This window comes from Pseudomonas sp. UBA6699, assembly GCF_002454615.1.
Taxonomy (GTDB): Bacteria; Pseudomonadota; Gammaproteobacteria; order Pseudomonadales; family Pseudomonadaceae; genus Aquipseudomonas; species Aquipseudomonas juntendi.
The window spans coordinates 41,420-61,826 of the sequence record NZ_DKJF01000063.1; the positions used below are offsets into that span (position 1 = coordinate 41,420).

Here is a 20,407-nt window from a genome sequence, read left to right on the forward strand (position 1 = left end):
TAGGGGCTCTTCAGTGTGAAAAAAGCCGTGAAAAGCCAACGACCTGTAAACCTAGACCTAAGGACCATCAAGCTCCCTGTCACTGCGTACACGTCCATCCTGCACCGTATCTCCGGCGTCATCCTGTTCATCGGCCTTGCCATCATGCTTTATGCACTGGGCAAATCGCTGGGTTCCGAGGAAGGCTTCGGCGAGGTGAAGGCGTGTCTGACCAGCCCGCTGGCCAAGTTCGTGACCTGGGGGCTGTTGTCTGCCCTGCTTTATCACCTCGTGGCAGGTGTTCGTCACCTGATCATGGACATGGGCATCGGCGAGACGCTGGAAGGCGGCAAGCTGGGCTCGAAAATCGTGATCGTCATCTCCGTGGTGCTGATCGTTCTGGTGGGAGTTTGGGTATGGTAACCAATGTCACGAACCTGTCGCGTTCGGGCCTCTATGACTGGATGGCGCAGCGCGTATCTGCGGTCGTTCTCGCGGCTTATTTCATCTTCCTGATCGGCTACGTGGTCGCCCACCCAGGCATCGACTACACCCAGTGGCATGGTCTGTTCTCCAACAACGCGATGCGAATCTTCAGCTTGCTGGCCCTCGTTGCCCTCGGCGCTCACGCCTGGGTCGGCATGTGGACCATTGCTACCGACTACCTGACGCCTATGTCGTTCGGCAAGTCGGCAACTGCGATTCGTTTCCTGTTCCAGGCGGTATGCGGCGTTGCGATGTTCGCTTACTTCGTCTGGGGTGTGCAGATTCTCTGGGGTATCTGATTCATGGCTAGCATTCCAACCATTTCTTTCGACGCCATCATCATCGGTGGCGGCGGCGCAGGCATGCGCGCTGCGCTGCAACTGGCTCAAGGCGGCCACAAGACTGCCGTAGTCACCAAGGTCTTCCCGACCCGTTCGCACACTGTATCCGCCCAGGGTGGCATCACCTGCGCCATCGCTTCGGCCGACCCGAACGACGACTGGCGCTGGCACATGTACGATACCGTCAAGGGTTCCGACTACATCGGTGACCAGGACGCTATCGAATACATGTGTCAGGAAGGCCCGGCTGCCGTGTTCGAGCTGGACCACATGGGCCTGCCGTTCTCGCGTACCGAAACCGGCCGTATCTACCAGCGCCCGTTCGGTGGCCAGTCCAAGGACTTCGGTAAAGGTGGCCAGGCCGCCCGTACCTGCGCGGCGTCCGACCGTACCGGTCATGCGCTGCTGCACACCCTGTACCAGGGTAACCTGAAGGCCGGCACCACCTTCCTCAACGAGTACTACGCCGTTGATTTGGTGAAAAACAAGGAAGGCGCTTTCGTTGGTGTGATCGCGATCTGCATCGAAACCGGCGAAACCATGTACATCAAGTCCAAGGCTACCGTGTTGGCCACTGGCGGTGCCGGTCGTATCTACGCCTCCACCACCAACGCCCTGATCAACACCGGTGACGGTATCGGCATGGCCCTGCGTGCAGGCGTTCCGGTGCAGGACATCGAAATGTGGCAGTTCCACCCGACCGGCATCGCCGGCGCCGGTGTACTGGTCACCGAAGGTTGCCGTGGTGAAGGTGGCTACCTGATCAACGCCCACGGCGAGCGCTTCATGGAGCGTTACGCGCCGAACGCCAAAGACCTGGCCGGCCGCGACGTGGTCGCCCGTTCCATGGTCAAGGAAATCATCGCCGGCAACGGCGTGGGCCCGAACAAGGACCACGTGCTGCTGAAGCTGGACCACCTGGGCGAAGAAGTGCTGCACAGCCGCCTGCCAGGTATCTGCGAGCTGTCCAAGACCTTCGCCCACGTCGACCCGGTTGTCGCGCCGGTGCCGGTTGTTCCGACCTGCCACTACATGATGGGTGGTGTTGCCACCAACATTCATGGCCAGGCCATCACCATGGACGAAGAAGGCAAGGATCACATCATCCCTGGCCTGTTCGCCGTAGGCGAAGTTGCGTGCGTATCGGTACACGGTGCCAACCGCCTGGGCGGCAACTCGCTGCTCGACCTGGTGGTATTCGGCCGTGCTGCCGGCCTGCACCTGGAGAAGGCACTGAGCGACGGTATCGAGCACCTCGACGCCAGCGACACCGATATCGATGTTGCCCTGAACCGCCTGAACAAGCTCAACGAGCGTACTTCCGGTGAAGATGTAGCCAGCCTGAAGCGCGAGCTGCAGAGCTGCATGCAGAACTACTTCGGTGTGTTCCGTACCGGCGAATACATGCAGAAGGGTATCGAACAACTGGCCGGCCTGCGTGAGCGCATCGCCAACGTCAAGATCAACGACAAGTCCCAGGCCTTCAACACCGCGCGTATCGAAGCGCTGGAGCTGCAGAACCTGCTGGAAGTCGCCGAAGCTACCGCCATCGCGGCCGAAGCCCGTAAAGAGTCCCGTGGCGCTCACGCCCGTGAAGACTTCGAAGACCGTGACGACGAAAACTGGCTGTGCCACACCCTGTACTACCCGGGTGAGAAGCGCGTTGCCAAGCGTGGCGTCAACTTTGCGCCGAAGACTGTTCCAGCCTTCGAACCAAAAGTCCGGACTTACTAAGGGTGGCTGCTATGTTGAAAGTCGAAGTTTATCGTTACAACCCGGATACCGATTCGGCGCCAAAAATGGAGTCGTTCGACGTCGATACCGGCGGCAAGGACTTGATGGTGCTGGACGTACTGGCCCTGATCAAGGAAAAGGACGAAGGTTTCTCGTACCGTCGTTCCTGCCGTGAAGGCGTGTGCGGTTCCGACGGCATGAACATGAACGGCAAGAACGGCCTGGCCTGCATCACCCCGCTGTCGGCGGTGGTCAAGGGCAACAAGCTGGTTCTGCGCCCTCTGCCAGGCCTGCCGGTCATTCGTGACCTGGTGGTCGACATGAGCATCTTCTACAAGCAGTACGAGAAGGTGAAGCCGTTCCTGCAGAATGACACGCCGGCCCCGGCCATCGAGCGCCTGCAGTCGCCGGAAGACCGCGAAAAGCTGGACGGCCTGTACGAGTGCATCCTGTGCGCTTGCTGCTCGACTTCCTGCCCGTCGTTCTGGTGGAACCCGGACAAGTTCCTGGGCCCGGCCGCGCTGCTGCAGGCCTACCGTTTCCTGGCCGACAGCCGCGACACCAAGACTCAGGAGCGCCTGGCGTCCCTGGATGACCCGTTCAGCGTATTCCGCTGCCGCGGGATCATGAACTGCGTGAACGTTTGCCCGAAAGGTCTCAACCCGACCAAGGCAATCGGCCACGTACGTAACATGCTGCTGCAAAGCGGCACCTGATACACCGTGTTGTACCTGCAGTAAGCCGAGGTGCGGGCGGTGAGCCCGCACTGAGGTAAAACCCGAGCAAGGGCCCAAAAAGCCCGCGCTCATTACCTATGAAGATATGAGACCAGCAGGGGCTTTCCGGGCTGGTACCCGGAAAATCAGCAGGATCCAGGTGGCGTGGTTCAGTCGCTGTTTTCGGACTTTTCCAGGTTTGCTTCGGCTCTCGCCGATCAGTCCCCTAATCGAGGGTGACCAAGCATGCAAGAAAGCGTGATGCAGCGCATGTGGGATAGCGCCCACCTTTCAGGTGGTAACGCTGCATATGTGGAAGAGCTCTACGAGCTCTACCTGCACGACCCTAACGCTGTGCCAGAAGAGTGGCGCACTTACTTCCAGAAGTTGCCAGCCGACGGCAGCACCGCTACTGATGTATCGCACTCGACAATCCGCGACCATTTCGTACTGCTGGCAAAGAACCAGCGCCGCGCCCAACCGGTATCTGCCGGGAGCGTGAGCAGTGAACACGAGAAGAAGCAGGTTGAAGTTCTGCGACTGATCCAGGCCTATCGTATGCGCGGCCATCAGGCTGCCAAGCTCGACCCGTTGGGGTTGTGGCAGCGCCCTGCGCCCGTAGACCTGTCGATCAATCACTACGGCTTGACCAATGCCGATCTTGATACGACCTTCCGTGCCGGCGACCTGTTCATCGGCAAAGAGGAGGCGAGCCTACGCGACATCCTGGATGCACTCCAGAAGACATATTGTCGCACCATTGGCGCCGAGTTCACCCACATCGTCGATTCCGAGCAGCGCAGCTGGTTCCAGCAGCGCCTGGAAAGCGTGCGCGGCCGTCCGGAATACTCCGCTGACGTGCAGGCCCACCTGCTCGAGCGCGTTACCGCCGGTGAAGGCCTGGAAAAATACCTGGGCACCAAGTACCCAGGCACCAAGCGCTTCGGCCTGGAAGGTGGCGAGAGCCTGATCCCGATGCTGGACGAAATGATCCAGCGTTCCGGCTCCTACGGCACCAAGGAAGTGGTCATCGGCATGGCCCACCGTGGCCGTCTGAACGTGCTGGTGAACACCTTCGGCAAGAGCCCGCGCGAGCTGTTCGACGAGTTCGAAGGCAAGAAGATGAACGAGCTGGGCTCCGGTGACGTGAAGTATCACCAGGGCTTCTCCTCGAACGTGATGACCTCTGGTGGCGAAGTGCACCTGGCCATGGCGTTCAACCCGTCCCACCTGGAAATCGTTTCGCCGGTGGTCGAGGGTTCGGTGCGCGCCCGTCAGGACCGCCGCAACGACACCGTTGGCGACAAGGTGCTGCCGATCTCGATCCACGGCGACGCTGCATTCGCCGGCCAGGGTGTGGTCATGGAAACCTTCCAGATGTCGCAGACCCGCGGTTTCAAGACCGGCGGCACCGTGCACATCGTGATCAACAACCAGGTTGGTTTCACCATCAGCAACCCGCTGGACGCGCGCTCCACCGAGTACGCCACCGACGTGGCCAAGATGATCCAGGCGCCGATCCTGCACGTGAACGGCGATGACCCGGAAGCAGTGCTGTTCGTCACCCAGCTGGCCATCGACTACCGCATGCAGTTCAAGCGTGACGTGGTCATCGACCTGGTCTGCTACCGCCGTCGCGGCCACAACGAGGCCGACGAGCCGAGCGGCACCCAGCCGCTGATGTACCAGCAGATCACCAAGCAGCGTACCACCCGCGAGCTGTACGCCGAGTCGCTGATCCAGGCTGGCCGTATCGATGCCGAGCGTGCCCAGGCGAAGATCGACGAGTACCGCAACGCGCTGGACAACGGCCTGCACGTGGTGAAAAGCCTGGTCAAGGAGCCGAACCGCGAGCTGTTCGTCGACTGGCGCCCCTACCTGGGCCATGCCTGGACTGCGCGTCACGACACCCGCTTCGACCTCAAGACCTTGCAGGACCTGTCGGCCAAGCTGCTGGAAATCCCGGAAGGCTTCGTCGTCCAGCGCCAGGTGGCGAAGATCTACGAAGACCGCCAGAAGATGCAGGCCGGTGGCTTGCCGATCAACTGGGGTTATGCAGAGACCATGGCCTACGCCACCCTGCAGTTCGAAGGTCACCCGATCCGCATGACCGGCCAGGACATCGGCCGTGGCACCTTCTCGCACCGCCATGCAGTGCTGCACAACCAGAAGGATGCCGGCACCTACGTACCGCTGAAGAACCTGTTCCCGGGCCAGCCGATGTTCGAGCTGTACGACTCCTTCCTGTCGGAAGAAGCCGTGCTGGCCTTCGAGTATGGCTACTCGACCACCACGCCGAACGCGCTGGTGATCTGGGAAGCCCAGTTCGGCGACTTCGCCAACGGTGCGCAAGTGGTCATCGACCAGTTCATCACCAGCGGCGAGCACAAGTGGGGTCGCCTGTGCGGCCTGACCATGCTGCTGCCGCACGGCTATGAAGGGCAGGGCCCGGAGCACTCCTCCGCGCGCCTGGAGCGTTACCTGCAGCTGTGTGCCGAGCACAACATCCAGGTCTGCGTGCCAACCACGCCGGCGCAGATCTACCACCTGCTGCGTCGTCAGGTCATTCGCCCGCTGCGCAAGCCGCTGATCGTGCTGACACCGAAGTCGCTGCTGCGTCACAAACTGGCCGTTTCGACCCTGGAAGACCTGGCAGAAGGCTCGTTCCAGACCGTGATCCCGGAAATCGACAACCTCGATCCGGCCAAGGTCGAACGCCTGGTCCTGTGCGGCGGCAAGGTCTACTACGACCTGCTGGAGAAACGCCGTGCCGAGGGCCGCGAAGACATCGCCATCGTGCGTATCGAGCAGCTGTATCCGTTCCCGGAGGACGACCTGGTCGAAATCCTGGCGCCGTACACCAACCTCAAGCATGCCGTGTGGTGTCAGGAAGAGCCGATGAACCAGGGTGCCTGGTACAGCAGCCAGCACCACATGCGCCGTATCCTGGGCCGCCACAACAAGGCGCTGGTCCTGGAATACGCCGGCCGCGACGCTTCCGCCGCGCCAGCTTGTGGTTACGCTTCGAAGCACGCCGAACAGCAGGAAAAACTGCTGCAAGACGCCTTCACTGTCTAACGCCTTCGCGCACCTGAAACCGAATTTAAGGAAATACAGATAATGGCTATCGAGATCAAAGCCCCAACCTTCCCGGAATCGGTTGCCGATGGCACCGTTGCCACCTGGCACAAGAAGCCGGGCGAAGCCGTCAAGCGTGACGAGCTGATCGTCGACATCGAGACCGACAAGGTCGTCCTGGAAGTGCTGGCTACCGCTGACGGCGTGCTGGGCGACATCGTCAAGGGCGAGGGCGACACCGTCCTGTCCGACGAGGTGCTGGGTTCGATCGTTGAAGGCGGCGCTGCTGCCGCACCTGCTGCCGCCGCTGCACCTGCCGCTGCACCCGCTGCGGCAGCTGCCGATGCTGGTGAAGACGACCCGGTCGCCGCCCCGGCTGCGCGCAAGCTGGCCGAAGAAAACGGCATCGACCTGGCCAGCGTTGCCGGTACCGGCAAAGGCGGTCGCGTCACCAAGGAAGACGTGGTTGCAGCGGTTGCCAACAAGAAGTCGGCACCTGCCGCTGCGCCGGCTGCCAAGCCTGCTGCCGCTGCTGCTGCCCCGGTGGTCACCGCTGCTGGCGACCGCACCGAGAAGCGCGTCCCGATGACCCGCCTGCGTGCCAAGATCGCCGAGCGCCTGGTAGAAGCCCAGTCGAGCATGGCCATGCTGACCACCTTCAACGAAGTGGACATGACCGAAGTCATGGCCCTGCGCTCGAAGTACAAGGACCTGTTCGAGAAGACCCACAACGGCGTGCGCCTGGGCTTCATGTCGTTCTTCGTCAAGGCTGCCACCGAGGCGCTGAAGCGTTTCCCGGCGGTCAACGCCTCGATCGACGGCAACGACATCGTCTACCACGGCTATGCCGACGTCGGCGTTGCGGTGTCCAGCGACCGTGGCCTGGTGGTACCGGTACTGCGTAACGCCGAATCGATGAGCCTGGCCGAAATCGAAAACGGCATCGCCACCTTCGGCAAGAAGGCCCGTGACGGCAAGCTGTCGATCGAAGAGATGACCGGTGGCACCTTCACCATCACCAATGGCGGTACTTTCGGTTCGATGATGTCGACCCCGATCGTCAACCCGCCGCAGGCCGCGATCCTCGGCATGCACAACATCATCCAGCGCCCGATGGCCGTTAACGGCCAAGTGGTGATTCGCCCGATGATGTACCTGGCGCTGTCCTACGATCACCGCCTGATCGATGGCAAGGAAGCGGTAACCTTCCTGGTCACCATCAAGAACCTGCTGGAAGATCCGTCTCGCCTGCTGCTGGACATCTAATCGCGCGGCTGTAAGCTGCGAGCGGCAAGCTTCAAGTCGAAGCCTGCCTGTCTCGCAGCTTGCAGCTTGCTGCTTGAAGCTCAAAAGGAATCTTTTATGACCCAGAAATTCGACGTAGTGGTAATCGGTGCAGGTCCTGGCGGTTATGTCGCTGCCATCAAGGCCGCACAACTCGGTCTGAAGACTGCCTGTATCGAGAAGTACACCGACGCCGAGGGCAAGCTGGCCCTGGGCGGCACCTGCCTGAACGTCGGTTGCATTCCTTCCAAGGCCCTGCTGGACAGCTCCTGGAAGTACAAGGAAGCCAAAGAAAGCTTCAACGTGCATGGCATCTCCACCGGTGAAGTGAAGATGGACGTTGCCGCGATGGTTGGCCGCAAGGCTGGCATCGTCAAGAACCTGACCGGTGGCGTGGCCACCCTGTTCAAGGCCAACGGTGTTACTTCGATCCAGGGCCACGGCAAGCTGCTGGCGGGCAAAAAGGTCGAAGTCACCAAGGCTGACGGCACCACCGAAGTGATCGAAGCCGAGAACGTGATCCTGGCCTCCGGCTCGCGTCCGATCGACATTCCGCCAGCGCCTGTCGACCAGAACGTCATCGTCGACTCCACCGGCGCCCTGGAATTCCAGGCCGTACCCAAGCGCCTGGGCGTGATCGGTGCTGGCGTCATCGGCCTGGAGCTGGGCTCGGTATGGGCTCGCCTGGGTGCTGAAGTCACCGTGCTGGAAGCCCTGGACACCTTCCTGATGGCTGCCGACACTGCCGTGTCGAAAGAAGCCCAGAAGACCCTGACCAAACAAGGCCTGGACATCAAGCTGGGCGCGCGCGTGACCGGCTCGAAAGTCAACGGCGACGAAGTCGAGGTCACCTACACCAACGCCGAAGGCGAGCAGAAGATCACCTTCGACAAGCTGATCGTTGCGGTCGGCCGCCGTCCGGTGACCACCGACCTGCTGGCTTCCGACAGCGGCGTGACCATCGACGAGCGTGGCTACATCTACGTCGACGACCACTGCGCGACCAGCGTGCCGGGCGTCTATGCCATCGGTGACGTGGTGCGTGGCCTGATGCTGGCGCACAAGGCCTCGGAAGAGGGCATCATGGTGGTTGAGCGCATCAAGGGCCACAAGGCCCAGATGAACTACGACCTGATCCCTTCGGTGATCTACACCCACCCGGAAATCGCGTGGGTCGGCAAGACCGAACAATCCTTGAAGGCCGAGGGTGTTGAGGTTAACGTAGGCACCTTCCCGTTCGCGGCCAGCGGCCGTGCGATGGCGGCCAACGACACCGGTGGTTTCGTCAAGGTCATCGCCGACGCCAAGACCGACCGCGTGCTGGGTGTACACGTGATTGGCCCATCGGCTGCCGAACTGGTGCAGCAGGGCGCAATCGCAATGGAATTCGGCACCAGTGCCGAGGACCTGGGCATGATGGTCTTCAGCCATCCAACCTTGTCCGAAGCGCTGCATGAAGCAGCGCTGGCTGTGAATGGCGGCGCCATTCACGTGGCCAACCGTAAGAAGCGTTAATCATAAGAAACCACGGCGGGCAGCCCGTCGTGAGTCTTGCGTGCATGACTCACCGCGGAACGTCCGCCGGACCGGATCACATGGGATAACCCGGGGTCAACGGTCACAGGTGGCGCGGCGCCAGTAATGGCGCAGCGCCGAAGCGCAGTACCTAACGAAGACGGTAAAAAGCATGAATCTTCACGAGTATCAGGGTAAGCAGCTGTTCGCTGAGTACGGCCTGCCAGTTTCCAAGGGTTTCGCAGTCGATACCCCTGAGCAAGCTGCAGAAGCCTGCGACAAGATCGGCGGGAACGAGTGGGTAGTCAAAGCCCAGGTTCACGCGGGTGGTCGCGGTAAAGCGGGCGGCGTCAAGCTGGTTCGCAGCAAGGAAGACGCCAAGGCGTTCGCTGCACAGTGGTTGGGCAAGAATCTGGTTACCTACCAGACCGATGCCAACGGTCAACCCGTCTCCAAGATTCTGGTCGAATCCTGCACTGACATCGCCAAAGAGCTGTACCTGGGCGCTGTAGTCGATCGTTCGAGCCGCCGCATCGTGTTCATGGCCTCCACCGAAGGTGGCGTGGACATCGAGAAAGTCGCTCACGAAACGCCTGAGAAAATCCTCAAGGCCACCATCGACCCACTGGTCGGCGCACAGCCGTTCCAGGGTCGCGAGCTGGCATTCCAGCTGGGCCTGGAAGGCAAGCAAGTTCAACAGTTCGCCAAGATCTTCGTAGGCCTGGCCAAGCTGTTCAAGGATCACGACCTGGCGCTGCTGGAAGTGAACCCGCTGGTGATCAAGGCCGATGGCGACCTGCACTGCCTCGATGCCAAGATCAACATCGACGCCAACGCCATGTACCGTCAGCCCAAGCTGAAAACCTTCCACGACCCGTCGCAGGACGACGCCCGTGAAGCCCACGCTGCCAAGTTCGAACTGAACTACGTTGCCCTCGAAGGCAACATCGGCTGCATGGTCAACGGTGCCGGCCTGGCCATGGGTACCATGGACATCGTCAACCTGCACGGCGGCAAGCCGGCCAACTTCCTCGACGTTGGCGGCGGTGCTACCAAAGAGCGCGTTACCGAAGCGTTCAAGATCATTCTGTCCGACAGCAATGTCGCGGCCGTTCTGGTCAACATCTTCGGCGGCATCGTTCGCTGCGACATGATTGCCGAAGGCATCATCGGTGCAGTGAAAGAAGTCGGCGTCAAGGTTCCGGTCGTCGTTCGCCTTGAGGGCAACAACGCCGAACTGGGCGCTAAAGTACTGGCAGAAAGCGGTTTGAACATCATTGCGGCAACCAGCCTGACCGACGCTGCTCAACAAGTTGTCAAAGCTGCGGAGGGCAAGTAATGAGCGTCCTGATCAATAAAGACACCAAAGTCATCTGCCAGGGCTTCACCGGCTCGCAGGGTACTTTCCACTCCGAACAGGCCATCGCCTACGGCACCAAGATGGTCGGCGGCGTAACCCCAGGCAAGGGTGGCACCACCCACCTGGGCCTGCCGGTGTTCAACACCGTCAAGGAAGCCGTGGAAGCTACCGGCGCTGATGCTTCGGTCATCTACGTACCGGCTCCTTTCTGCAAGGACTCGATCCTGGAAGCAGCCTTCGGCGGCATCAAGCTGATCGTCTGCATCACCGAAGGCATTCCTACCCTGGACATGCTGGATGCCAAGGTCAAGTGCGACGAGCTGGGCGTGACCCTGATCGGCCCTAACTGCCCAGGTGTCATCACCCCGGGCGAGTGCAAGATCGGCATCATGCCTGGCCACATCCACCTGCCAGGCAAGGTCGGTATCGTGTCGCGCTCCGGCACCCTGACCTACGAAGCTGTGAAGCAGACCACCGACGCCGGCTTCGGCCAGTCGACCTGTGTCGGTATCGGTGGTGACCCGATCCCGGGCTCCAACTTCATCGATATCCTGAAGCTGTTCCAGGAAGACCCGAAGACCGAAGCGATCGTCATGATCGGCGAGATCGGCGGTTCGGCTGAAGAAGAAGCAGCGGCCTACATCAAGGCCCACGTGACCAAGCCTGTCGTTTCCTACATCGCTGGTGTTACCGCACCTGCGGGCAAGCGCATGGGCCACGCTGGCGCCATCATTTCTGGCGGCAAAGGCACTGCAGACGAGAAGTTTGCAGCCCTGCAGGACGCGGGTGTGAAAACCGTGCGTTCCCTGGCCGACATCGGCAAGGCCCTGGCCGAGCTGACCGGTTGGGAAGCCAAGAAGTAATACCGCTACCCCCCCACGCGCACAGAGGCCACCTTCGGGTGGCCTTTGTCGTTTGTGGGGTTCTGAATTCCTGTGCCGCACTCTTCGCGGGCAAGCCCGCGAAGAGGCCAGATCAGGCACTGTAGATTTTTCGATGGGTTTGATAGGAATTTTCACACAGACACGGCGTTTAAACCGAGGATAATTCCCTCTGTCTTCGGTCGCACAGACGACAAACATGTACGCACATCGGACAAGCAGCACTGTTCCAGTGCGTTTGACTGACAAAACGGTTACATTACGCGCTCACTCTGTGCCCGTACCCCAAAAGGGAACGACACGCTAAACGGGTCTGGCCTATCAAGCCGGGCAGCATTTCCCCTCATCCAAAGGGAAATCCCCTCTCGAATCCCGATTTCAGCAGTGTGGTACTACCTTAAAATGAAAGTTCTCAAAGGCCAGGATATCCTGGCGCTTGGCTTTATGACGTTTGCGCTTTTTGTGGGTGCAGGCAACATCATCTTCCCGCCTATCGTCGGCCTGCAGTCCGGCCCCCATGTGTGGATGGCGGCGCTGGGCTTCCTGGTTACGGCCGTAGGCCTGCCGGTCATCACCGTGGTCGCCCTGGCCAAGGTCGGTGGTGGCATGGATGCCCTGAGCAGCCCGATCGGCAAATTCTTCGGCGGCTTGCTGGCGGCCGTCTGCTACCTGTCGGTCGGCCCACTGTTCGCTACCCCGCGTACGGCGACCGTTTCGTTCGAAGTGGGTGTTGCTCCGCTGACCGGGGAAAGCCCGCTGGCGCTGTTCATCTACAGCCTGGTGTATTTCGCTGTGGTGCTGGCCGTGTCGATGTACCCCGGCAAGTTGCTCGATACCGTGGGCCGCTTCCTGGCGCCGTTGAAGATCATCGCCCTGGCCATACTGGGCATTGCCGCCTTTGCCCTGCCGGCAGGGGGCATGGGTGACGCGCAGCCGGCTTATGCGGCAGCGGCCTTCTCCAAAGGCTTCTCCGATGGCTACCTGACCATGGATACCCTGGGGGCCCTGGTGTTCGGTATCGTCATCGTCAACGCCATCCGCTCGCGCGGTGTCGAGTCGCCGAAGCTGATTACCCGTTATGCCATCATCGCCGGCCTGATCGCCGGTGTCGGGCTGGCCCTGGTCTACATCAGCCTGTTCCGTCTGGGCGCCACCAGCCACGATATCGCGGCGGATGCCACCAATGGCGCGGCCGTTCTGCATGCCTACGTACAGCACACCTTCGGTTCGTTGGGCAGCGGCTTCCTTGCGGTGCTGATCGCGCTGGCCTGCCTGGTGACTGCGGTGGGCCTGACCTGCGCATGCGCCGAGTACTTCAGCCAGATCCTGCCGCTGTCGTACCGCGCCCTGGTGGTGATCCTGGCTGGCTTCTCGCTGTTGATTTCCAACCTTGGCCTGACCAAGTTGATCATGTTCTCGATCCCGGTACTTACCGCCATCTACCCGCCCTGCATCGTGGTAGTCGGCCTGAGTTTCGTGAAAGAGCTGTGGCATTCGCCGACCCGTATCCTGGCGCCGGTCATGCTGGTGTCGCTGGTGTTCGGCATGGTCGATGCGATCAAGGGCAGCAGCCTTGCCCACATGCTCCCGGACTTCATGGCGCACCTGCCGTTGAGCGATGCCGGCATGGCCTGGCTGGTGCCATCGGTGGTGACCCTGATGGGCGCCGTCGCCTGCGACCGCATGCTGGGCAAGCCGCGCGAAGCGCTGGCCTGACGCGCCGGGCCAAGCCTTGGGGGCGGCACCGGCCACAAGCCGAAGGGTGCCCGCCCAAGGTGCAAGCTGCAGAGCCCCGTATCGGCAACGATGCGGGGCTTTTTTCTGCCCCAAACCGGCAGTACGAATTTCAGCAGGAATGTGTGCCTTTTGCCGCTTGCCAGCGTCGAAACCCGGTCCCTATCCTTCAGGCACCTGGCCTTTTCGGGAATCCTGCATGAATTTCATCCAAAGCAACCTCAACAACCTGCTGGCTGTCGCCTGGTTCGCCCTGTGCTGGGGTGGCTATACCCGGTATGCGATCTGGAAAGGGCGCGACACCGCGTGCCTGGCCAGCGTGCTGCACCTGTACCGTGAAGACTGGATGCGGCGCATGTTGCTGCGCGATAACCGTATTGCCGATGCCAGCGTGATCGGCAACCTGGAGCGCAACGCGTCGTTCTTCGCCTCCAGCACCTTGATCATCCTGGCCGGTATCCTCACCGTGCTGGGGGCCTCCGACAGGGCGCTGTCGCTGCTGGCCGACCTGCCGCTGGTGCAGCAGACTTCACAGGGCATGTCGGAGATCAAGTTGTTGTGCCTGGCCATGGTCTTCGTGTATGCCTTCTTCACCTTCAGCTGGTGCATGCGCCAATACAACTTTGCTGCCGTACTGGTTGGCTCGGCACCGATGATTGGCGAACGGCAGGTCAACGAACTGGAGCGCAAGGCGTTCGCCTCGCGGGCAGCACGGGTGTTGTCGCTGGCGGCCAACCAGTTCAACCTTGGTTTACGTTCCTATTACTTCGGCATGGCCATGTTGAGCTGGTTCATCAGCCCGTGGTTGTTCATGGGCATGAGTGTGGGCGTTGTATTGATCTTGTACCGTCGGGAGTTCCATTCCGATGTGCTGGAGGTGATGGTCTTTACCCCCACGGATAGTGTCAACAGCGAGCCATTGAAAGAGGGTGGTGTAGCAGTGAACTGAAACGATTAACCGTTAATTCAACGCAAAAAAAAACCCGACAACGTCGGGTTTTTTTATCGGGCTGATTACTGCTTGGCAGGTTCTGCCGGCGCCGGAGTAGCCGGGGCGGCTTCTTCGGCAGCCTTTTGCTCGGCTTCAGCCTGATCTTTGGCAGCTTCGGCGTTTTCCTTGGCGGCGTCGTTCATTTTATCCTGAGCTTCGCCCATCTTTTCCTGGGCTTGCTCGGCATGTTCCTGCGCATCTTGGGCTTTGTCTTCGCTCGCTTTATCGCAAGCAGCCAGGCCCATGGCAGCAGCCAGCATCAGAGCAAAAGCAAATGGTTTACGCATGGGGGTGTTTCTCCTTGGTGTGATAAGTGACTTGTTCCTTCGAGTGCAGCCACTTGGAATAAGTTCAACGAAGGTTTCAGATATATAACGCCCCGTTCTACATGGACTTTTGAACCCACCTATGCCGTTTGGAAGGGACGTGGTAACAGCCTATGAGTGATGCGACCTTGATGTCCATGGCCGAGCGTTTTCTTTCGGCATTGAAACACTGCCAGTTGTTGCAGATGCGTGTGGCCCAGGCTGATGAAACTGGCATGACGCTGGTCCTGCCCTGGTCGCCGGCCATTGTCGGCAACCCGCAAACCGGTGCCGTACACGGTGGGGCGCTGACAACGCTGATGGACACCACCTGCGGCATGGCCACGCTATGCGTACTGCCGCACTTCGAGGTATGCCCGACCCTGGATCTGCGCATCGACTACATGCACCCGTCGGTACCGGGCAAGGACATCCATGGGCATGCCCAGTGTTACCGGGTGACCCGCGACGTGATCTTCACCCGTGGCAGCGCCTACCAGGACGACCCCGAGCGGCCGATCTGCCAAGTGGTGGGTACGTTCATGCGGTTGGGCACGCAGGTCAAGGGCGGCATCCGCTTTGGCAGCAGCCTGAAGGAGGGCGGGTCATGATTCCGCCGGCCATTCGCCAGCAACTCAATGCAGCACACGCGCAAGGTGACTATCGCCCCTTGCTGGCATTGATTCCCTACGCCGGGTTGATCGGCATCGAATGCGAGCGCGAGGGGGATGACCTGCTGTTCCGCCTGCCAGCCAATCCGGACACTGTCGGCAACCCGCTCTTGCCCGCTATCCATGGCGGGGTGATTGCCGGCTTCATGGAGCTCTCTGCAGCGCTGTACCTGCTGATCTATAGCGACAGCGCCAGCATTCCGAAGATCATCGATTTCTCCATCGACTACCTGCGCGCCGGGCTGTTGCGCGATACCTACGCGCAGTGCCAATTGTGGCGCCAGGGGCGACGGGTGACCAATGTGGCCATTACCGCCTGGCAGAGCGACCGCCAGTCGCCGATTGCCACGGCCCGCGCGCATTTCAAGATCGAACCGCAAAAGCCCTTGAAATCATCCGGGCAGCCCCCATCTGCATGACATCCGCCGTTAACGCAGGCTGTACCGCCCGCCAGGCGCCATTGCAATCAGATCGGAGTTTTGAAGACCATGAGTGTGGAGACTCAAAAAGAAACGCTTGGCTTCCAGACCGAGGTAAAGCAACTGCTGCACCTCATGATCCATTCCTTGTATTCGAACAAGGAGATCTTCCTGCGTGAACTGATCTCCAACGCCTCCGACGCCGCCGACAAGCTGCGCTTCGAGGCGCTGGCCAAGCCAGAGTTGCTGGAAGGCGACGCCGACCTGAAGATTCGCCTGAGCTTCGACAAGGAGGCGGGTACCGTGACCCTCGAGGACAACGGTATCGGCATGAGCCGCGAAGACGTCATCACCCACCTGGGCACCATCGCCAAGTCCGGCACTGCCGACTTCATGAAGAACCTCACCGGTGACCAGAAGAAGGACTCGCACCTGATCGGCCAGTTCGGCGTGGGCTTCTATTCCGCGTTCATCGTTGCCGACAAGGTTGACGTGTACAGCCGTCGCGCCGGCCAGCCGGCTGCCGAAGGCGTACATTGGTCGTCCCGTGGCGAGGGTGAGTTCGAAGTCGCCACTGTCGACAAGCCCCAGCGCGGCACCCGCATCGTCCTGCACCTGAAGAAGGACGAGCAGGAGTTCGCCGATGGCTGGCGCCTGCGAAACGTGGTCAAGAAGTACTCCGACCATATCGCCTTGCCTATCCAGTTGCCGAAAGAGCAGGCGGCTGCCGAAGGTGAAGAGCAGCCGGCCGAAGAGTGGGAAACCGTCAACCGTGCCAGCGCCCTGTGGACCCGTTCGCGCAGCGACGTGAAGGACGAGGAATACCAGGAGTTCTACAAGCACATCGGCCACGACTTCGAGAACCCGCTGGCCTGGAGCCACAACAAGGTCGAAGGCAAGCTTGAATACAACTCGCTGCTGTATGTGCCGGCCCGCGCGCCGTTCGACTTGTACCAGCGCGAAGCGCCACGCGGCCTGAAGCTGTATGTACAGCGCGTGTTCATCATGGACCAGGCCGAGTCGTTCCTGCCGCTGTACCTGCGCTTCATCAAAGGTGTGGTCGACTCCAACGACCTGTCGCTGAACGTGTCGCGTGAAATCCTGCAGAAAGACCCGATCATCGACTCGATGAAGACCGCGCTGACCAAACGCGTGCTGGACATGCTGGAGAAGTTGGCGAAGAACGAGCCTGAGCAGTACAAGGGCTTCTGGAAAAACTTCGGCCAGGTGCTGAAGGAAGGCCCGGCCGAAGACTTCGCCAACAAAGAGAAGATCGCCAGCCTGCTGCGTTTTGCCTCCACTCACGACGACAGCGGCGAGCAGAGCGTTGCCCTGGCCGACTACCTGGCGCGCGCCAAGGAAGGCCAGGACAAGATCTACTACCTCACCGGTGAGTCCTATGCGCAGGTCAAGAACAGCCCGCACCTGGAAGTCTTCCGCAAGAAAGGCATCGAAGTGTTGCTGCTGACCGACCGCATCGACGAGTGGCTGATGAGCTACCTCAACGAATTCGACGGCAAGGCCTTCGTCGACGTCGCCCGCGGCGACCTGGACCTGGGCAAGCTGGACTCTGAAGAGGACAAGAAAGCCCAGGAAGAAGTCGCCAAGGACAAGGAAGGCCTGGTCGAGCGCCTGAAAGGTGCATTGGGTGACAGTGTGGCCGAAGTCCGCGTGTCGCACCGCCTGACCGACTCCCCGGCGATCCTGGCCATTGGTGAGCAGGACCTTGGCCTGCAGATGCGCCAGATCCTCGAGGCCAGTGGGCAGAAAGTGCCGGAGTCCAAGCCGATCTTCGAGTTCAACCCAAGCCACCCGCTGATCGACAAGCTGGACAACGAGCAGAGCGAAGACCGTTTCGCCGAGCTGTCGCATATCCTCTTCGATCAGGCGGCCCTGGCGGCCGGGGACAGCCTGAAAGACCCGGCAGCCTACGTTCGTCGCCTGAACAAGCTGCTGGTCGAGCTGTCTGCTTGAGTTGATGCAGAGGAAAGCCCGCTTCGGCGGGCTTTTTTATGACGAGTGCCAATGGAGTGCCTGATGAGCAAAGTAATCGTCGAATCGCTGGTGTATCACCTGTCCGGCCGAACCTACGAAAGCCGCCTGGTCTACGAGCCCGGGGCGCTGGGGCGCCCGGGCCTGGTCATGGCACCGAACTGGATGGGGATTGGCGAAGGTGCCGAACGCATCGCCAAGGAAGTGGCCGAAAAAGGCTATGTGGTGTTACTCGCCGACCTGTATGGGCAGTCGGTGCGCCCGTCCAATGCGGACGAAGCCAGCGCAGCGATGATGCCGCTCAAGAACGACCGCGGCGAACTTCGCAAGCGCATGCAGGAGGCCCTGGCCCAGTTGCTGGGGCAGTCCAAGGCGCTGCTGGAGCCTGGCAAAGTTGCCACCTTCGGTTTCTGCTTCGGGGGTTGCTGTGCGCTGGAGCTGGCGCGCAGCGGCGCCGACTTGCGTGCGGCAGTGTCGTTCCACGGCACATTGGACACGCCGAACCCCGAGGATGCCAAGCGCATCAAGGGCTCGGTGCTGGTGCTGCACGGTGCATCCGACCCATTGGTGCCGAAAGAGCAGCTGCCGGCATTCGAAGACGAGATGAATGCGGCCAAGGTCGACTGGCAGTTGCTCAGCTATGGCGGGGCCGTGCATTCGTTCACCGACCCTGGCGCCAATGTGCCGGGCAAGATGCAGTATGACCGGCGCACCTCGGAGCGGGCGTTCCGTTCGATGCATAACCTGCTGACTGAAGTGTTCCAGCGCTGATCGCATAGTGGGGCTGCTGTGCAGCCCTTCGCGGGCTTGCCCGCTCCCACGACTCTCACCCTGTGGGAGCGGGCAAGCCCGCGAAGGGGCGCAAAGCGACCCCAATCAGCGAGGCAACTCGATCCTCGAGCTCTCCCCCGGCACGACCGGCCAATCCCCCGCAGCCCATCTGGCCCTCGCCTGCTCGATCAGCGCCGGGTCACTGGCGACAAAGTTCCAGTTCATCCGCCGCGGCCCATCCAGCGGCGCGCCGCCAATCAGTACCAGCTGGCATTCACCTTGCGCACACAGCGTCACCTCTTCGCCCTCCGGCAGCACCACCAGGCTGCACGGCGCCACATCCTCGCCGTTCATCTGCAGTTCGCCCTCCAACAGGTACAGCGCCCGCTCCACGTGCTCGTTCGGCACCTGCAAGGTAGCCGCCGTTTGCATCTGCACCTGCGCATAGAGGGTAGGGGACAGCACCGGCACCGGTGACGCCAGGCAGAACCCGGTGCCGGCAATCATGCAGATGCGCACCCCCAGGCTGTCGCTGACCGGCAGGCTGGCCGCAGGATGATGGCTGTAGCTGGGCGCGCCTTGTTCATGCTCACGTGGCGAGGCCAGCCAAACCTGCAAGCCGTGCAGGCTTGACCCTTTGGCCAAGGCGTCAGCAGGGGTGCGCTCGACGTGCGCCACGCCGCGACCGGCCGTCATCCAGCTGACGTCGCCGGGCAGCACCAACTGGTCCGAGCCCAGGCTGTCCTTGTGCTGAATTGCCCCTTCGAACAGGTAAGTCAGGGTTGAAAGGCCGATGTGCGGGTGTTGGCGGATGTCCATGCCGCGCCCGGGGGCGTAGGCGGTTTTCAGCATGTGATCGAAGAATACGAACGGGCCGACACTGCGGCACTGCGCCGCTGGCAGCGGGCGCAGAATCGGCTGGCCCTCGACCGACTCTGCACGGGGGCGAATGATCAGCGTGCTGCTCATGAGAATGGCTCCAGGCAAGGGGGCAATGCCCAAGCATAACGGTTTGCCTGCTGTGCCTGAACCGTCTTCTGCACCAGCCGGTCTACCTTGTCTGATACCAGGAGAAGGGAGCTGCCCATGAATGCCAAAGCGCTGGCCTGCGCGTTACTGTCCGCTTGCTTGTGCCAAGCGGTACAGGCGCGTGACTACCGCTACAGTGACGCCCACCTGCACTATGTGGATTTCTTCCAGGAAAGTGAGGGGATGCCGGCATTGCTCAAGGCGATGGATGCGGCAGGCGTTGACCAGTCGATGATTTCCGGCATTCCGGTGGCCAAGAAGTGGCACGAAGACGAGCCCAAGCGCCCGCGTTACTACGCCGGTGATGATGCCGATGCTTACTGGTACAGCGCCACCGACACCTATGTGGCGGCCGCGCTCCAGCAGTTGCCACCGCAGCAGCGTAAACGCTTCCACCCGTTCCTGAGCGGGTTCAACCCGGTGGACAAGAACGCCGTCAGCCATATCGAGCGTATGCTCGATCTGTACCCGGGGCTATGGCAGGGCATCGGGGAGGTGTTTACCCGCCATGATGACCTGACTGCGTTGACCAGTGGCGAAACGCCGCGCGCCAACAACGAAGCCATGACCCGGATCTATCACCTGGCCGCTGAGCGCGACCTGCCAGTGCTGCTGCACTCCAACATCACCTCCAAGCGCGAGCGCAACCCGCTGTACCTGGCAGAAATCGAAGAGCCGCTACGCAATCACCCGCACACCCGGTTCATCTGGGCCCATGCTGGCAGCAGCATGGAAATACACCGGCATCAGACGCAGATGGACTTTTTACTGCCCGTGCTGACGCGGTTGCTTGAGGATTACCCGAACCTGTATGTCGATCTGTCGTGGAGTGTGCTGCAGCCGTATCTGCTGGATGACAAGGGTGTGCCGCGCAAGGAATGGCTGGCGTTGGTCGAGAAGTACCCGGAGCGGTTCATGCTGGGGTCGGATGTGGTGGGGCAGTTTGGCAGCCTGGGCGAGCAGATGCACGGGTTCAAGCCGTTTCTGGATGCGTTGCCGGAGGGGGTGGCGAACAAGGTAGCCAAGGAGAACTTCCTGGCTGTGTTGCCCAGGCAGAAGTAAGGGTTCACCAGTACTGACCTATCGCAGGCAAGCCAGCTCACAGGGATCGCATCAGGGCT

18 protein-coding genes are annotated in these 20,407 nt (G+C 61.1%); 16 read left to right on the forward strand and 2 right to left on the reverse strand.

Annotated features, from left to right (window positions below; genetic code table 11):
* The first annotated feature begins 15 nt into the window (after positions 1 to 15).
* The 11 genes from sdhC (at position 16) to B3361_RS12880 (ending at position 14,057) form a co-directional block, all read left to right on the forward strand.
* A complete protein-coding gene (sdhC, locus tag B3361_RS12830) occupies positions 16 to 402 on the forward strand; it encodes a succinate dehydrogenase, cytochrome b556 subunit (RefSeq protein WP_008091902.1) in 387 nt (128 codons plus the stop codon).
* Entirely contained in the window at positions 396 to 764 is a 369-nt protein-coding gene (gene sdhD / locus B3361_RS12835; protein ID WP_008091903.1) for a succinate dehydrogenase, hydrophobic membrane anchor protein, read from the forward strand. Before sdhC ends, sdhD begins: the two co-directional genes overlap by 7 nt.
* Before the next feature lie 3 nt (positions 765 to 767).
* On the forward strand, positions 768 to 2,540 hold the full coding sequence (gene sdhA, locus B3361_RS12840; protein ID WP_009684709.1) for a succinate dehydrogenase flavoprotein subunit: 1,773 nt from the start codon (positions 768 to 770) through the stop codon (positions 2,538 to 2,540).
* A gap of 11 nt (positions 2,541 to 2,551) precedes the next feature.
* The gene (locus B3361_RS12845; protein WP_009684708.1) at positions 2,552 to 3,256 is read left to right on the forward strand and encodes a succinate dehydrogenase iron-sulfur subunit; all 705 of its coding nucleotides are present in this window, start codon (positions 2,552 to 2,554) and stop codon (positions 3,254 to 3,256) included.
* A gap of 246 nt (positions 3,257 to 3,502) precedes the next feature.
* Positions 3,503 to 6,334: a 2-oxoglutarate dehydrogenase E1 component gene (locus B3361_RS12850; RefSeq protein WP_029886713.1), complete on the forward strand. Its 2,832-nt coding sequence runs from the start codon at positions 3,503 to 3,505 to the stop codon at positions 6,332 to 6,334.
* Between the two features lie 42 nt (positions 6,335 to 6,376).
* Entirely contained in the window at positions 6,377 to 7,600 is a 1,224-nt protein-coding gene (odhB, locus tag B3361_RS12855) for a 2-oxoglutarate dehydrogenase complex dihydrolipoyllysine-residue succinyltransferase (RefSeq protein ID WP_054881175.1), read from the forward strand.
* Between the two features lie 96 nt (positions 7,601 to 7,696).
* The gene (lpdA, locus tag B3361_RS12860) at positions 7,697 to 9,133 is read left to right on the forward strand and encodes a dihydrolipoyl dehydrogenase (RefSeq protein ID WP_009684703.1); all 1,437 of its coding nucleotides are present in this window, start codon (positions 7,697 to 7,699) and stop codon (positions 9,131 to 9,133) included.
* Between the two features lie 172 nt (positions 9,134 to 9,305).
* Positions 9,306 to 10,472 (forward strand): ADP-forming succinate--CoA ligase subunit beta, encoded by a 1,167-nt coding sequence (gene sucC / locus B3361_RS12865; RefSeq protein WP_003254205.1) that lies wholly within the window; start codon positions 9,306 to 9,308, stop codon positions 10,470 to 10,472.
* Positions 10,472 to 11,356, forward strand: a complete 885-nt coding sequence (gene sucD / locus B3361_RS12870) for a succinate--CoA ligase subunit alpha (protein ID WP_003254203.1) — start codon at positions 10,472 to 10,474, stop codon at positions 11,354 to 11,356. Before sucC ends, sucD begins: the two co-directional genes overlap by 1 nt.
* Before the next feature lie 420 nt (positions 11,357 to 11,776).
* On the forward strand, positions 11,777 to 13,090 hold the full coding sequence (gene brnQ / locus B3361_RS12875) for a branched-chain amino acid transport system II carrier protein (RefSeq protein WP_286920238.1): 1,314 nt from the start codon (positions 11,777 to 11,779) through the stop codon (positions 13,088 to 13,090).
* Positions 13,091 to 13,307: 217 nt separating this feature from the next.
* Entirely contained in the window at positions 13,308 to 14,057 is a 750-nt protein-coding gene (locus B3361_RS12880) for a DUF599 domain-containing protein (RefSeq protein ID WP_054904881.1), read from the forward strand.
* Between the two features lie 65 nt (positions 14,058 to 14,122).
* Here the strand turns inward: B3361_RS12880 and B3361_RS12885 are convergent, their stop codons facing one another.
* Positions 14,123 to 14,386 carry a hypothetical protein gene (locus B3361_RS12885; protein WP_009684700.1) on the reverse strand — a complete coding sequence of 88 codons (264 nt, stop codon included), beginning with the start codon at positions 14,384 to 14,386 and terminating at the stop codon, positions 14,123 to 14,125.
* Between the two features lie 152 nt (positions 14,387 to 14,538).
* Here B3361_RS12885 and B3361_RS12890 point away from each other — a divergent pair, with 152 nt between their 5' ends.
* The 4 genes from B3361_RS12890 (at position 14,539) to B3361_RS12905 (ending at position 18,257) form a co-directional block, all read left to right on the forward strand.
* Positions 14,539 to 15,015, forward strand: coding sequence for a PaaI family thioesterase (locus B3361_RS12890; protein WP_054904882.1), 477 nt, complete (start codon positions 14,539 to 14,541; stop codon positions 15,013 to 15,015).
* A complete protein-coding gene (locus B3361_RS12895; RefSeq protein ID WP_054904883.1) occupies positions 15,012 to 15,494 on the forward strand; it encodes a PaaI family thioesterase in 483 nt (160 codons plus the stop codon). Before B3361_RS12890 ends, B3361_RS12895 begins: the two co-directional genes overlap by 4 nt.
* 69 nt (positions 15,495 to 15,563) lie before the next feature.
* On the forward strand, positions 15,564 to 17,468 hold the full coding sequence (htpG, locus tag B3361_RS12900) for a molecular chaperone HtpG (RefSeq protein WP_029887686.1): 1,905 nt from the start codon (positions 15,564 to 15,566) through the stop codon (positions 17,466 to 17,468).
* Between the two features lie 63 nt (positions 17,469 to 17,531).
* Entirely contained in the window at positions 17,532 to 18,257 is a 726-nt protein-coding gene (locus B3361_RS12905; protein WP_054904884.1) for a dienelactone hydrolase family protein, read from the forward strand.
* Positions 18,258 to 18,362: 105 nt separating this feature from the next.
* Here the strand turns inward: B3361_RS12905 and B3361_RS12910 are convergent, their stop codons facing one another.
* Positions 18,363 to 19,226: a pirin family protein gene (locus B3361_RS12910; protein ID WP_054904885.1), complete on the reverse strand. Its 864-nt coding sequence runs from the start codon at positions 19,224 to 19,226 to the stop codon at positions 18,363 to 18,365.
* A 117-nt stretch (positions 19,227 to 19,343) separates the two neighbouring features.
* Here B3361_RS12910 and B3361_RS12915 point away from each other — a divergent pair, with 117 nt between their 5' ends.
* Positions 19,344 to 20,348 (forward strand): amidohydrolase family protein, encoded by a 1,005-nt coding sequence (locus B3361_RS12915; protein WP_047149581.1) that lies wholly within the window; start codon positions 19,344 to 19,346, stop codon positions 20,346 to 20,348.
* The last annotated feature ends 59 nt before the right edge of the window (positions 20,349 to 20,407 follow it).